The sequence below is a fragment of the Olivibacter sp. XZL3 genome, from assembly GCF_004368405.1.
Taxonomy (GTDB): Bacteria; Bacteroidota; Bacteroidia; order Sphingobacteriales; family Sphingobacteriaceae; genus Olivibacter.
Window position 1 is genome coordinate 1 of record NZ_SBJH01000093.1, and the last position, 15,134, is coordinate 15,134.

At 39.3% G+C, this 15,134-nt stretch carries 12 protein-coding genes and 1 pseudogene; all 13 read left to right on the forward strand.

The features are described 5' to 3' along the window. Positions 1 to 81: 81 nt before the first annotated feature. A pseudogene (gene mobC, locus EPX21_RS18385) lies at positions 82 to 1,986 on the forward strand (conjugal transfer protein MobC); the annotation flags it as partial. Between the two features lie 107 nt (positions 1,987 to 2,093). Continuing rightward, on the forward strand, positions 2,094 to 2,489 hold the full coding sequence (locus tag EPX21_RS18390) for a hypothetical protein (protein WP_055132630.1): 396 nt from the start codon (positions 2,094 to 2,096) through the stop codon (positions 2,487 to 2,489). Positions 2,490 to 2,968: 479 nt separating this feature from the next. Further along, positions 2,969 to 7,309 (forward strand): CusA/CzcA family heavy metal efflux RND transporter, encoded by a 4,341-nt coding sequence (locus EPX21_RS18395; protein ID WP_134091144.1) that lies wholly within the window; start codon positions 2,969 to 2,971, stop codon positions 7,307 to 7,309. A 48-nt stretch (positions 7,310 to 7,357) separates the two neighbouring features. Further along, positions 7,358 to 8,491 carry an efflux RND transporter periplasmic adaptor subunit gene (locus EPX21_RS18400; protein WP_019977009.1) on the forward strand — a complete coding sequence of 378 codons (1,134 nt, stop codon included), beginning with the start codon at positions 7,358 to 7,360 and terminating at the stop codon, positions 8,489 to 8,491. Then, positions 8,481 to 8,855 (forward strand): diacylglycerol kinase, encoded by a 375-nt coding sequence (locus EPX21_RS18405; RefSeq protein ID WP_019977008.1) that lies wholly within the window; start codon positions 8,481 to 8,483, stop codon positions 8,853 to 8,855. Before EPX21_RS18400 ends, EPX21_RS18405 begins: the two co-directional genes overlap by 11 nt. Before the next feature lie 13 nt (positions 8,856 to 8,868). Next, entirely contained in the window at positions 8,869 to 10,839 is a 1,971-nt protein-coding gene (locus EPX21_RS18410; protein WP_055132637.1) for an LTA synthase family protein, read from the forward strand. Between the two features lie 70 nt (positions 10,840 to 10,909). Then, entirely contained in the window at positions 10,910 to 11,350 is a 441-nt protein-coding gene (locus tag EPX21_RS18415; RefSeq protein WP_088583462.1) for a thioredoxin family protein, read from the forward strand. Then, the gene (locus tag EPX21_RS18420; RefSeq protein ID WP_012026434.1) at positions 11,347 to 12,276 is read left to right on the forward strand and encodes an FAD:protein FMN transferase; all 930 of its coding nucleotides are present in this window, start codon (positions 11,347 to 11,349) and stop codon (positions 12,274 to 12,276) included. Before EPX21_RS18415 ends, EPX21_RS18420 begins: the two co-directional genes overlap by 4 nt. Continuing rightward, on the forward strand, positions 12,273 to 12,491 hold the full coding sequence (locus tag EPX21_RS18425; protein WP_019977004.1) for a DUF4266 domain-containing protein: 219 nt from the start codon (positions 12,273 to 12,275) through the stop codon (positions 12,489 to 12,491). The genes EPX21_RS18420 and EPX21_RS18425 overlap by 4 nt, the downstream gene beginning before the upstream one ends. Before the next feature lie 31 nt (positions 12,492 to 12,522). Continuing rightward, positions 12,523 to 13,701 (forward strand): DUF3570 domain-containing protein, encoded by a 1,179-nt coding sequence (locus EPX21_RS18430; RefSeq protein WP_134091145.1) that lies wholly within the window; start codon positions 12,523 to 12,525, stop codon positions 13,699 to 13,701. A gap of 1 nt (position 13,702) precedes the next feature. Continuing rightward, on the forward strand, positions 13,703 to 14,458 hold the full coding sequence (locus EPX21_RS18435) for a phosphatase PAP2 family protein (protein ID WP_019977002.1): 756 nt from the start codon (positions 13,703 to 13,705) through the stop codon (positions 14,456 to 14,458). 3 nt (positions 14,459 to 14,461) lie between these two features. After that, positions 14,462 to 14,731 (forward strand): cytochrome b/b6 domain-containing protein, encoded by a 270-nt coding sequence (locus EPX21_RS22975; protein WP_206106107.1) that lies wholly within the window; start codon positions 14,462 to 14,464, stop codon positions 14,729 to 14,731. Continuing rightward, on the forward strand, positions 14,713 to 15,036 hold the full coding sequence (locus EPX21_RS22980) for a cytochrome b/b6 domain-containing protein (protein ID WP_206106108.1): 324 nt from the start codon (positions 14,713 to 14,715) through the stop codon (positions 15,034 to 15,036). The genes EPX21_RS22975 and EPX21_RS22980 overlap by 19 nt, the downstream gene beginning before the upstream one ends. The last annotated feature ends 98 nt before the right edge of the window (positions 15,037 to 15,134 follow it).

Here is a 15,134-nt window from a genome sequence, read left to right on the forward strand (position 1 = left end):
TCGCTGAACTTGCTTTTTTTCATTGTCCCTAAATTATAAAACTACATTAATATTCGTAGCTGTTTTAAGGGGAGATTACAGTTCTGCTACGGTTTCTTTATAGAACGTGGGTGGACGTTAGAAATCATCAACAAAATATTGGGCAATTTTCAGCGAACGGCAGGGCTGTTTTCGCATACCCTATATACCAAGCTGTTTGCTTTGGTATTACTGGCATTAAGCTGTTTGGGTTCTAAGGGAGTTAAAAATGAAAAGATAACCTGGTCTAAAATCTATGTGGCTTTAGTTATTGGTGCTATCCTGTTTTTTCTGAATTTCCCTTTACTAAAGCTACCGTTATTAACCGCTACAATCCTTTATATCCTTACCACAGGTTTAGGCTATATCGCTTTAATGGTAGCCGGAGTTTGGATGAGCCGACTACTTCGTACCAATCTGATGGATGATGTTTTCAACAATGAGAACGAGAGTTTTCAGCAGGAAACTAAATTAATGGAAAACGAGTATTCCGTCAATCTTCCCACGAAGTTTTATTATAAAGGAAAATGGAACAACGGCTGGATTAACATCGTCAATCCTTTTCGAGCCTCGATTGTGTTGGGTACTCCGGGTTCAGGAAAATCGTATGCAATCGTAAACAACTATATCAAACAACAGATTGAGAAAGGCTTTAGTATGTACATCTACGATTTTAAATTTGATGACCTTTCCACCATTGCTTACAATCATCTATTGAAGCATCGGGATAAGTACAAAGTTCAACCCAAATTCTACGTCATCAACTTTGACGACCCCCGTAAGAGCCACCGTTGCAATCCACTCAATCCCGATTTTATGACGGACATATCCGATGCTTACGAAGCTGCTTATACCATAATGCTGAACCTCAATCGAAGCTGGATACAAAAGCAAGGGGATTTTTTCGTGGAAAGCCCAATTATCCTATTGGCGGCAATTATTTGGTATCTGAAAATCTATGAAAACGGTAAGTATTGTACATTCCCACACGCCATTGAATTGCTTAATAAAAAGTATTCGGACGTATTTACTATTTTAACCTCATATCCCGATTTGGAAAATTATTTGTCGCCTTTTATGGATGCGTGGCAATCCGGAGCACAAGACCAATTACAGGGGCAAATCGCATCGGCAAAAATTCCTTTGTCAAGAATGATTAGCCCGCAGTTGTATTGGGTAATGACAGGCGATGATTTTTCGCTTGACATCAACAATCCGAAAGAGCCAAAGATATTATGTGTAGGTAACAATCCCGACCGTCAAAATATCTACTCCGCAGCATTGGGTTTGTACAATTCAAGGATTGTGAAGCTCATCAACAAAAAGGGGCAATTAAAGAGTTCGGTTATCATAGATGAGTTGCCAACCATTTATTTTAGAGGACTGGATAATCTTATCGCAACTGCGAGAAGTAATAAGGTAGCGGTTTGTTTGGGTTTTCAGGATTTTTCGCAATTAACAAGGGATTACGGCGACAAGGAAAGTAAGGTTATCCAAAATACGGTAGGTAATATTTTCAGCGGACAGGTTGTAGGAGAAACGGCAAAAAGTCTTTCGGAACGCTTCGGGAAAGTATTGCAGAAACGCCAAAGTATGACGATTAACAGGAATGATAAATCTACCTCTATTTCAACACAGTTAGACAGCCTTATTCCGGCATCGAAAATTTCAACACTTACACAGGGTATGTTTGTGGGTTCAGTTTCGGACAACTTTGATGAACGTATCGACCAAAAGATTTTCCACGCTGAAATTGTAGTGGACAATGAAAAAGTTGCCGCAGAAACTAAAGTATATCAGAAGATACCGCAAATCCTATCCTTTGTTAATGAACACGGTGAGGATAAAATGAAACAGGAAATCGAAAGCAATTACCGTCAGATAAAAATAGATATTGTAAATATTATTGAAAGCGAAATGGAGCGTATCAAGAATGATCCAAACTTACAGCATTTGCTTTCACGGTAAATAATAAAAAGTGTCTGAATATCGAAATTATGCAATAGTTTATCTGGATACAGTATAAATTACGGTGAAATGTGGGATTAAATGTAGTTTTCAGTAACTTTGTGAGTATGAAAAAAGTGCTCGCAATATTTTTTCTATCTACATATCTTATTTCAACAACAGAATTAGGTCAGTTGTTGAAGTTTCCTATGCTGGTAGAGCATTATTTCGAGCATAAAGAAAAAAATCCTCAAATTTCCGTCATGGAGTTTCTGGTACTTCATTACGAAGGTAACCACCTTGAAAATCATCCTCACGATGATGATTATGATCAGGATCAAAAACTACCTTTCATTATGCACGGAGATGTATTAAGCTTTTGCTTCGTATATCCCCAACCGCTTTTTTTTGAATCATTTCATAAAATTGACATACGAGAATCGTCTAAGGTGGTTTCTTTTGACGATGCGTTTATCTCCAACCAGTTTCTTTCCTCTATTTGGCAGCCTCCAAGATCTTGTTAATTCTTTTTTAACCAATTGACTTTTCGTAAATTCTTTTTGCACTTTGCATAAAGGAAGGTTTGCTATGCAGTATTAACACGTTCTATTGAATGCGGGTTGGTGTTATACTTTGGAGAAAAATATTTTATTTCTTTTTCGAATTCATCCAAAGTTAAAAAAACATTGCCACATTGTTTTTTGTGATAATCTGCATATTGCATGGACTTTTCTTAGGCATGATTGTATAGAATTTCATCTTCAACTCAATTTTTAGGGTATTCTGTATAGTCTGCCTGAAAATTTGTTGAGGTGCGATTTTGTTATGCACTGATCTCCTACATGAAAGTGTTATATCATTATTGTTCATTCCTGTCTCCATAAAACCGGAGCTTCATGGAATGTGGTCGTCAGTTGGTTAATCCTGTTATTTTATTTACGATAAATACTGCTGTATCTATTTGTAATTGTATTGAATAATAATTTGATTAACAAGTAAAACTATGCTTACTAAAATCATTGAGTTTTCCGTAAGGAATAAACTCATCATAGGGCTTTTGGTCATTGCGCTCATTGGAATTGGTGCCTACCAAACCACAAAATTACCAATTGATGCTGTGCCCGACATCACCAATAACCAAGTACAGGTTATCACGATAGCACCTTCTTTTGGTGCGACGGATATAGAACGCCTGGTTACCTTCCCCATAGAACAAGCAACGGGCAACATTTCCGGCACCAAAGAAATACGCAGCTTTTCCCGTTTTGGACTCTCGCTCGTTACCATTGTTTTTGATGATGATATAGATGTTTATTGGGCAAGACAACAGGTGGCTGAACGTTTGCAGCAAGTGCAAAGTCAAATCCCCCAGGGGATCGGCACACCGGCATTAGGACCAATTTCTACCGGCTTGGGCGAAATATATCAATATGTAGTCCGCCCCAAGAAAGGTTACGAACAAAAATATGACATCGCCGAACTGCGTACCATTCAGGACTGGATTGTGCGCAGGCAGTTATTAAGCGTAAAGGGGGTTGCTGAAGTGAGTAGTTTCGGTGGCAAACTCAAGCAATATGAAATTGCAGTAAACCCTGACAAACTTAATGCCTACGGGATTAGCATCAACGATATTTTTTCGGCTTTGGAAGAAAATAATCAAAATACCGGTGGTGCATATATCGAAAAAGGGCCTACCGTTTTATATGTCCGCAGCGAAGGCCTGATAGGCAGCCTGGAAGATATCGGCAATATTTCCATTGCCAATAAAAATAATGAAACACCTTTGTTTATCCGTGATGTGGCAAACGTGAAAATGGGTTATGCCACTCGTTATGGGGCTATGACTTACAACGACCAGGGCGAAGTTTCGGGTGCCGTAGTGATGATGCTGAAAGGTGCAAACAGCAGCGAAGTCATCAAGAATGTAAAAGCTAAAGTAGCCCAAATACAGAAAACCCTGCCCGAAGGCGTAGTTGTTGAGCCTTTCCTGGACCGTACCAAAATGGTCAATAATGCCATCAGTACAGTCGAAAAAAACCTGATGGAAGGCGCACTGATTGTAGTGCTCGTTTTGGTTCTGTTCCTTGGGAATTTCAGGGCGGGGTTACTGGTAGCATCGGTTATTCCGCTGGCCATGCTTTTTGCCATCTGTATGATGAATTTGTTTGGCGTAAGCGGCAACCTGATGAGCCTTGGAGCCTTGGATTTCGGGCTGATTATAGACGGTGCCGTCATCATTGTGGAATCGGTGATGCATCAACTCTCGCATAACGCCAGATTTCAGCAAATGACCAATTTATCCAAAAAAGAAATGAATAATACGGTAATTGGTTCTGCTGGAAAAATGATGAACAGTGCTGTTTTCGGTCAAATCATCATTCTGATCGTTTATCTTCCCATCCTAAGTTTGCAAGGTATAGAAGGCAAAATGTTCCGACCGATGGCACAGACCGTGGCCTTTGCTTTATTGGGCGCATTTTTATTATCGCTTACCTATATCCCAATGATGAGTTCCTGGGTACTGAGCAGGAAAATCAGCCATAAGCACAATCTTTCAGACAGGGTTATGCGTCGTGTAGAAGCCTTCTACCAAAAATTTTTGTTAAAAGCCATCCGCATCCCCAAACGCATTATCGCCGTGGTTTCGGTTTTATTTATTGCGGCCATTTTCGTGATGTCGAGATTGGGAGGCGAGTTTATCCCGTCATTGGAAGAAGGCGATTTTGCAGTGGATACCAGGGTCTTAACGGGAAGTAACCTTAATACGACCATTGCAAGTACCCAAAAGGCCGCCCATATCCTGAAAACACGCTTTCCTGAAGTGATAAAAGTAGTAACCAAAATAGGTAGCGGCGAGGTACCCACAGACCCGATGCCGATGGACGCCAGCGATATGATGGTGATTCTGAAAGACAAAAGCGAATGGACATCTGCCAAAACTTTTCTGGAACTATCCGAGAAAATGAGCAAGGCCTTGGAAGATGTACCGGGAATTACCGCAGGTTTTCAATATCCGGTAAATATGCGGTTCAATGAACTGATGACGGGTGCAAGACAGGATGTGGTCCTGAAAATTTTTGGGGATGATTTGGATTCCCTGGCAGCAACGGCTGACAAATTAGGCAAAATAATCAATACGGTGGATGGCGTACAAAACCTTTATATAGAACCTATAACCGGAATGCCCCAGGTTATTATTACCTATAACCGCCCAATGATTGCCCAATACCATTTGTCTGTAGCCGGCATCAACAAGGTGGTCAATACGGCATTTGCCGGACAAAGCACCGGTTTGGTTTTCGAAGGGGAAAAACGTTTTGATATGGTTGTAAAACTAAATGCCGACGTGCGGAAGAATCTGGAAGACGTACAGAATTTATTGATCCCTATACCTTCCGGCAATCAGATTCCACTTTCACAGTTGGCAGAAGTGCAGATCAAGGATGGTCCCAATCAAATTCAGCGGGAGAATACACAACGCAGGATTATTGTCGGCTTCAATATAAAAGGCCGGGATGTGCAAAGTATTGTTCAGGAATTGCAAGCCAAAGTGAATAAGCAAATCAAGCTTCCGGCCGGGTATTCTATTACATACGGTGGCTCGTTCGAGAATCTGAACCAGGCAAAAAGCCGTTTGATGGTTGCGGTGCCTATTTCATTGGCTTTGATATTCATTCTCTTATTTTTTGCTTTTAAATCGGTGAAGGAAAGTTTATTGATTTATACCGCAATCCCATTATCGACCATTGGCGGAATTTTCTTTTTAGCACTTCGGGGAATGCCTTTTAGCATAAGTGCCGGTATAGGTTTCATTGCACTGTTCGGCGTGGCTGTTTTAAATGGAATTGTTTTGGTCGCCGAATTCAACCGTTTAAAAAAATCAGGAATCAAAAACATTGTCCGCATCGTGGTGGACGGAACAGAATCCCGTTTGCGCCCCGTGCTGATGACCGCATTTGTGGCTTCATTGGGTTTTATTCCAATGGCGCTGAGCAATGGTGCAGGTGCAGAGGTACAACGTCCGCTGGCAACGGTAGTTATTGGTGGACTGATGGGGGCTACTTTGCTCACATTATTCGTTCTTCCTTTATTGTTCATCGCATTTGAAAAAGGTTTTACAATGAATCCATTCAAGAAAAAAGCAATCACATTATTGATTGTTTCAGGGATTTCTTTAATGGGAATGGGTTCTGTTAAAGCACAGGAAAAAATCACATTAGACAGGGCTATTGCATTGGCTGTTCAAAATAATCAAAATTTAAGGACTGAAAAACTAAAAGCAGATTATGCCAAGGCCATAATCAAAACTTCGGCTGATATTCCGCAGACCAGCATTACAGCAGATTATGGACAGATTAACGGTGCATACAACGATACCAAGTTCGGAATTTCACAGAATATCGCATTTCCAACGGTTTATAAAAGGCAGAAAGAATTGTTTACACAGGAATGGAAATACAGTTTGCTGAATGTTTCGTTGAAAGAATTTGAATTAAAAAAAGCCGTTACCCAAACTTTTTATGCCATCCTGTTCTGGCAGGAAAAGGAAAGGCTACTGCTAAAAGCAGATTCCTTATACGCTGATTTTTATGCTAAATCTTTGTTGCGCCTGCAAAAAGGAGAAAGCAATATTTTGGAAAAAACCACTGCACAGAATCAAAAGGCTGCTATCAATATCCAGTTGAAACAGGTGCAGCGGGAATTAGAAACAGCGAAGTTGCAGTGGCAATGGTTATTAAATTCGGATACGGTTTATAAAGTGGAATCCCCTGAAAAAATAATTCCGCTACAGGTGGATGAAACCGGCAAAAATCCTGTTATACAGGTTTTGGAACAGCAGAAAAATATTGCAGCGAGCCAAACCAAAGTAGAAAAATCTAAATTATTGCCCGGTTTGATGATTGGTTACAATCTCAACAGTTTCAAGGGAACGGGAGCCGATGATAAGTTATACAACGCTTCCCCTCAATTCCATTCTGTACAGGTTGGTTTTTCCATTCCTGTTTTTTCGCAGTCGCAAAGAGCGAGAATCAATGCTTCCAAAATCACGGAAAGTATTACCGAAAACCAATTGCAGGCTACAAGTGCTTATTTGCAGAACCGGTATAAACAACTCTCGGAAAACTATCAGCGCAATTTGGAAATTGTAAACTATTATGAACGTGAAGGGCTAAAAAATGCGGCAGTCGTTACCGAAACAATACAGAAGCAGTTCACCAACGGAGAAATCAATTACCTGGATTTTGTAATGCTCATAAATCAAGCCATCAGTATTCAAAGTAATTACGCTGATGCTGTCAAAATGCTGAACGATACTATTATACAAATCAATTATCTCAATTAAATTCTTATGACAATGTATTCATTCGATATAAAAAATAAAAACCGGGGCATGCTGAAAATACTGCTTCCCGTTCTGGGAATATTGTTGCTGGTTCAATGCCAAAACAAGCCTAAAGAAGATGTTAAACAAGCTGTTGTAAATGAAAGCAATACCGTAGTATTAACGGATGCCCAATTAAAAAATGCGGCTGTTGAAACGGTACGCCTTTCAGAAAAAAACATTGCCACTGTTTTAAAATTAAACGGAAAGATTGACGTGCCGCCGCAAAACCTGATTTCGGTAAGTGTGCCTTTGGGCGGTTTTTTGAAGAGCACCCGCTTACTGCCCGGAATGTATGTGCGCAAAGGGGAAACTATTGCCGTGATGGAAGACCCGCAGTATATAAAACTGCAACAGGACTATTTGCAGGCCAAATCAAAACTGCACTTTGCTCAGCTGGATTACCAGCGACAAAAAGACCTCAACCAAAGCCAGGCCAGCAGCGATAAGGTAATGCAGACTGCACAGGCAGAAGTGAATAACCAGCAGATTATGATGAATGCCCTGGCACAGCAATTACGCCTTATCAACATCAATCCCAATAGCCTGAATGCGAATAAAATCACTAAAACCATTCCGGTTTACAGCACGATCAATGGCTTTGTGAGCAAGGTAAATGTGAACATCGGGAAATATGTAAATCCTGCAGACATATTATTTGAATTAGTCAATCCCAACGATTTGCACCTCAATTTGAAAGTCTATGAAAACGACATAGATAAACTGAAAATCGGGCAAAAACTAATGGCCTATTCCAATGCAGAACCTGGCAAAAAATATGAAGGGGAAATCATCCTTATCAGCAAAGACATCAGCAGCGATGGTATTTCGGAAGTGCATTGTCATTTTGACCCCTATAACAAAAGCCTGTTGCCGGGTATGTACATGAATGCCGAAATAGAAACCAAAATCTCGTTCGCTCATGCCGTTCCGGAAGAAAGCATCGTGAATTTTGAGGGAAAGGATTATGTGTTTGTGCAAACTGCCAGACAAACCTATAAAATGCTGCCCATAACTGTAGGCGGGAAAGAAAACGGCTTTGTCCAGATTGTAAATGATACAGATTTTACAGATAAAAATATCGTTTCCAAAAATGCCTATACGCTCTTAATGAAACTAAAAAATACGGAGGATGAAGAGTAAAGGAGGTTTTTTAAAGGGCAGAGCAAAAAGCTTGGTATTTACATTAAGAGGAACTTGGTATTTACTCACAACCGAAGATGCTGCGAAGGCTCAGTTCTTTCTTTGTTCTGTTTTCATTGTGATAGGATTTTATTTTGGTATCAACCGTTATGAATGGATGTTTCAATTAGCTGCTATCGGAGCGATACTCGCAGTGGAGGCGTTAAATACAGCGGTAGAAAAATTATGCGATTTCATCCATCCTGATTATCACCCGAAAATAGGTTTTATCAAAGACATCTCTGCGGGAGCTTCAGCCTTCATGGTACTGGTTTCGATAGTATGTGCTTCTATTATCTATTATCCCTATTTGTTCCATGATTAACTCAAATTCAATTATGAAAAAAATATTTTTAAGCAGATATGGATTGCTGCTTTCAACAATAATTATTTACATTATTACGTCTTTTTTGATAAGGCTTACACTTAGCATTATTTCTTTTCATAATCTTGACGGACATGTATATAATATGCTATGCACATTCGCCATTGGCTTATGTTACGATATCACGGTTGCTTTATTTATTACCACTTTCTATAATGTTTATCTGCTGCTTTTCCCAACCTGTTTTATTGGTTCTATAGCGGACAGAATACTTACTTTTTTCATACTGATCGTAACGCTCTTTATCACCTATTTTGGTTCTGTCGCAGAGTTTCCGTTTTGGGATGAATTTGGGTCACGATTTAATTTTATTGCAGTAGATTATCTCATTTATACGTATGAAGTTATAGAAAATATTAAAGAATCCTATCCTTTACCGTTACTGATCGGGGGATTGCTATTGTTAGTACTATTAACCTTGTTTTTACTAAATAAGAAGAAAATTTCCCGCGCTGCTTTTACCAATAAAATGCCTTTTAAAAAAAGGTTGGTCGTATCATCAGCCTTATTGGCAACGACCGCCCTTTTGGGTATTTCCCTGACCAATAAAAATGCGGAGTTCAGTAAAAACACAACTGTAAATGAGCTTAGCAAAAATGGTATTTTTTCCTTTTTTGCTGCATTCAGGTCTAATGAATTAGATTATGATGCTTTTTATCTGACCCTGTCACAACGCGATGCATACACTATTCTAAAAAAAGAATTAGTGCAAGGAAACCAAGAATATGTTTCAACGGATTTTGACGCCATTTCGAGAATTACCAAAGGGAACGGGCAACCGGTTCAATATCCGAATATTATTTTGGTTACCATAGAAAGTTTTAGTGCTGAATTCCTGTCTGCTTTTGGTAATAAAAAAAATATCACGCCAAATTATGATTCAATGGCAAATGAAAGCATATTTTTTAAAAATATGTATGCAACCGGAACACGTACAGTTCGTGGAATGGAAGCCTTAGCACTGTCGGTTCCGCCAACACCTGGAAATAGTATTGTACGAAGACCGAATAATAAAAACATTTATTCCATCGGTACGGTGTTAAAAGAAAAAGGGTATCAGCTAAATTTCATTTATGGCGGAGATGGTTATTTTGATAATATGAATACTTTTTTCGGAGGACAAGGTTTTGATATTATTGATAGGGACAGGGGGAATCCGCTATCTGATAATATTGATACACAGCGTTTTCCTATTCAGGATAACGAAGTCAGCTTTGAAAATGCCTGGGGTATTTGCGATGAGGATATTTACAAACAATCCATCAAAAATGCCGATTCAGAGTTTCGGCAGAATAAACCGTTTTTCCAGTTTATAATGACCTCTTCCAACCACAAACCTTACACCTTCCCCAACGGAAAAATAGATTTACCGCAAGGAGATAGAGATGGAGCTGTAAAATATACTGATTATGCACTGGGCAAATTCATCAATCAGGCAAAAACAAAACCTTGGTTTAAAAATACGGTTTTCGTAATCGTCGCTGACCATTGCGCAAGCAGTGCCGGAAAGTGGGAGATTAACATTGAAAAGCACCGTATTCCGGCTATAATCTATAATCTGAACCATCAGCAAACGCAAATAGACCGCTTGGTTTCTCAAATCGACCTCATGCCAACGCTATTGGGATATTTAAACTGGAATTACCAGTCTTCATTTTATGGCAAAGATATTAATCAAACCAAAATTGGCGATGAAAGAGCATTTATTGGGAACTACAGAACACTTGGATTATTAAAAGGAAACGTTTTTACACAACTGAATGATAAAAAAAGAGTAACACAATTCCGTTGGAATGAACGGAGTAAAACAATGTCAGAGGTTAAAGATACCAATAATCGTTTTTTAATTACTCAAACAATAGCCTGTTATCAAACAGCCAGTGAGCGATTTAAAAAAGGACGAATGAAAGAAAAGCAGCATTAGACAGCATATTTTATCGGCAAAATTCAGCACTAATGGTATCGTTAAAAACCATTTATAAAAATTAAAAACAATGAAAAAAATACTCTTAATTCTCCATGTGATGGTGATGTCCCACGCATTTGGGCAGACCGCGATAGAAAACGCAAAACAACAAGCCAAAGAACAGCACCGATTGATTCTATTGAATTTTTCGGGTTCAGATTGGTGTGTACCCTGCATCAAAATGCACAAAACTATTTTTGAAAACGGAACCTACAAACAAATGGCCGACAGCCTTTTGGTGTATGTAAATGCGGATTTTCCGAGAAAAAAGAAAAACCAGCCCTTATCCCAAACCATAAAGGAAAATGAAGCTTTGGCAGATAAATATAATCCCGGCGGTGCTTTCCCTTTTACCCTTTTACTGGATGCGGATGGAAAAATAATCAAAACCTGGGAAGGCCTCCCGAAAGAAGGTGCTGATGGGTTTACAAACGAAATCATAACCCTATACAAAAAAGTAAAAAAATGACAGCAAAGGAATTTCGCAAAACCGAAAAGCTGATGGGCAATGCCTTTGAAATCACGGTAGTGGGAGCAGATGAGGTTTTAGCCTATCAACAAATTGATTCCGCCATTGGGGAGATTAAACGGATTGAGCAATTGTTTACCACTTTTAAAACGGACAGTCAGACCAACCTGATTAATAACAATGCCGGAATACAGGCGGTGAAAGTAGATGAAGAAGTTTTTAACCTGATAGAAAGAAGCCTCCGCATCAGCCGTATTACCAATGGTTTTTTTGACATCACTTACGGAGGTGTGGATAAAAGCCTGTGGAATTTTGATCGGTCAATGACCAGACTGCCCGATGCCGAAACGGCAAAAAAACTGGTTTATCTCATTAATTATCAAAATGTAATCCTGAACAGGGAGAACAGTACCGTCTATCTCAAAGAAAAAGGGATGCGTATTGGTTTCGGTGGAATTGGAAAAGGCTATGCCGCAGAAATGGCCAAGAATGTTTTGCAAAAACAAGGTGTAGGTTCAGGTATCATCAATGCTTCAGGAGACTTAACAGTATGGGGTACACAGGCCGATGGTAAACCCTGGACAATAGGCATTGCCAACCCAGACCAGGCCCGGCTGCCATTTTCTTATTTGAACCTTACGGACACTGCCATTGCCACCTCGGGAAACTATGAAAAATATGTGAAGGTTGGCGGTAAAAAATACTCGCACACCATCAATCCGAAAACAGGAATGCCTATTACCGGGATAAAAAGTGTAACGGTTATTTGCCCCAATGCAGAAATCGCAGATGCTATGGCTACCCCTATCAGTATCATGGGCGTTAAGGCAGGATTGGAAATGATAAACCAAATCCATCAGATAGAATGCATCATCATAGATGACAAAAACAAAATATTCACTTCAAAAAATATTAATTTAATATGAAAACAAATAAAATAATCCTGCTAAGTGCTATCGGTACATTATCGCTTGGTTCCTGCACCACAGTGAAAGAATATCAGAAAAACAAACTCAACGATGCCGAAATGGTATTGAGCAACCGTACCATAGAAAAAACTGAACTTAACTTTCAATCTTACCGTGAAGGAGCCTCCGGAGCCAATGCCGGAAAAAGTGGTGGGGGTTGTGGATGTAATTAAAATCAGTGAAATAGTAACCCGAAAAAGAAAAATGAAAAAAATATATATTAGTGCATTAGGGCTTTTTAGTTTTTATCAAATCCAGGCACAGCAAATAAAAACAGATTCTGCATCGGTCGGAAAACTAAAAGTTGATGAAGTGAATTTAGTGTCCAGTTATTACAAACAGGATGGGAACAATTCTGCGGTAACGGGAGGTATCGGAACAGAAAAGCTGACCGATATTTCCAATATAATCAACATTAAACTCATCCGATATGACAAGAAAAAACGCAAACACACTTTTGGGGCAGAATTGGGCATAGACCACTATACTTCTGCTTCCTCTGATATGATAGACCTCAAGGCCAATTCCTCAGCATCCAGCCAGGACATCAGAGTTTATCCTTCCTTGAGCTGGCAGGTAGAAAATGAAGAGAAGGGAAACAGTTTTATGGCAGGCGTGTCATCTTCCACCGAATATGACTATCAATCTTTTGGGGCAAATATTGGTTTCTCCAAAAAAACAGCCAATAAAATGGGAGAATTAACAGCCAATCTTCATGCGTATATCGATCAGGTAAAACTTATTCTTCCCATAGAATTGAGGCAAGGGCCAGCAGAAGACGGCGGAACAGATAGCCGGAATACTTTTGCGGCATCACTTTCTTATTCGCAGATTATCAATGCCAATTTACAGCTCGTATTTCTTGTAGATGCCGTTCAGCAAAACGGACTATTGAGCCTTCCGTTTCACCGTGTATATTTTTCGGATGGAAGCGTACATCAGGAAAAACTTCCTGATAACCGGTTCAAGCTCCCTTTGGGTTTCCGTGCCAATTATTTCTTGGGTGACCGGTTCATTATCCGAACCTTTTACCGCTATTATACAGACAATTGGGGTATAAATTCACATACTTTCAATATAGAAACACCGGTAAAATTATCCCCTTTTGTTTCCCTCAGTCCTTTCTACAGGTATTATACCCAGACAGCGGTAAAGTATTTCGGTGCCTACCAAACACACAACGAATCCAACGGGTTTTATACCAGCAATTATGATCTGTCCGGATTCAACAGCCAGTTCTTTGGTATGGGGGCCAGGTTCAATCTTCCCAACGGATTATTAGGAATCTCAAAATTCAATATGATTGAAATACGCTATGGGCATTATACAAAAACAACCGGTATGAAGGGTGATATCATTTCGTTGAACCTTAAGTTTAAATAAAATGAAGCGTGTTTTCTTAATATTTCTTCTATTTCCAACCTTGCTTTTTTCTCAAAACATAGAAGCAGATAGCAGCATTTTGTCTAAAACAACCAATCCTGCTTATCAGTTTTCCACTAAGAAGCTCATCATTCCCACAATTTTGGTTTCTTATGGTGTTTTAAGTCTAATGTCAGATGGGTTGAAAACACTTAACCAATCTACCCGTCACGAGAGCAGGGAACATATTTTGCCTGGTGCTAAGATTGACAACTACATGCAGTATGCTCCTGCTATTGCAGTCTATGGACTCAATCTGTCGGGGGTAAAAGGAAAACATAATTTTAAGGACAGAACCATCATATATGCAACCTCCCAACTCATATCAGCGGCAATGGTTTTGCCCACCAAACAGTTGGTTGGCGAGGAACGTCCGGATGGTTCCAGTAAGACTTCCTTCCCTTCCGGACATACGGCAACGGCTTTTTCATCCGCACATTTTATGTTCAGGGAATATAATGAAACCAATTTTTGGTTGGGTATTTCCGGCTATCCGATTGCTGCCATGACAGGAATCTACCGGATTTTTAATGACAAACATTGGGTTGGCGACGTAATTGCCGGAGCGGGCATTGGCATTCTATCGACAGAAGTGGCGTATTGGTTGTTTCCGACCATTTCAAAATGGTTTGCCAATAAAAAGAATCAAGCATCACTGGTTATTCTACCTACTTATCAAACAAAACAATTTGGATTAGCAATCATTAAAACATTTTAAAATATGAAAATGGAAAACAAAAATCAGTTTACAGTAATTCACCGGATTTTACATTGGTCTGTTGCACTATTAATGTCTATTTTATTTATTACCGGATTTTTACGGATGTACTGGATGAGCAAAAAAACAATTATAGATACGGTTGAAACCGAGATGCAAAGCCACAACATTTCACTTGAAAAGGGACAGATAATACCTATCGTAAAAAGCATTCAGAAACCGATGTGGAATGGCATGAATATGCTGCCTACATTATGTTTCTGGCATTCTTAGTAAGGATAATTTATATGCTCGTAAAGGGAATTAAATTTCCTGATCCGTTGAAGAAATCCCAATCAGTAAAGGAAAGAATGCAAGGATTTATTTATGTAATTTTTTATCTGTTCATCGCCGTTTCTATTGTTACAGGATTTTACCTGAAATGGGTGGACGGTCAATGGAAAGAACCGATGGAAGCTGTTCATAAGTGGGCCATTTATTGGTTTCCGATATTCATTTTATTGCATTTTGGCGGAATCGTAATTGGTGAACTGACAAATAAAAAAGGAATAGTATCTAAGATGATAGGTGGAGAATAAAAATAATATAAACTATATCACAAGCGTCCAAAACGTTGAAAAATAAATAAGAAAAAGAAGGAGGTACGGCTGAAAAGCCGTAAGTTTTGAGTCTCTAA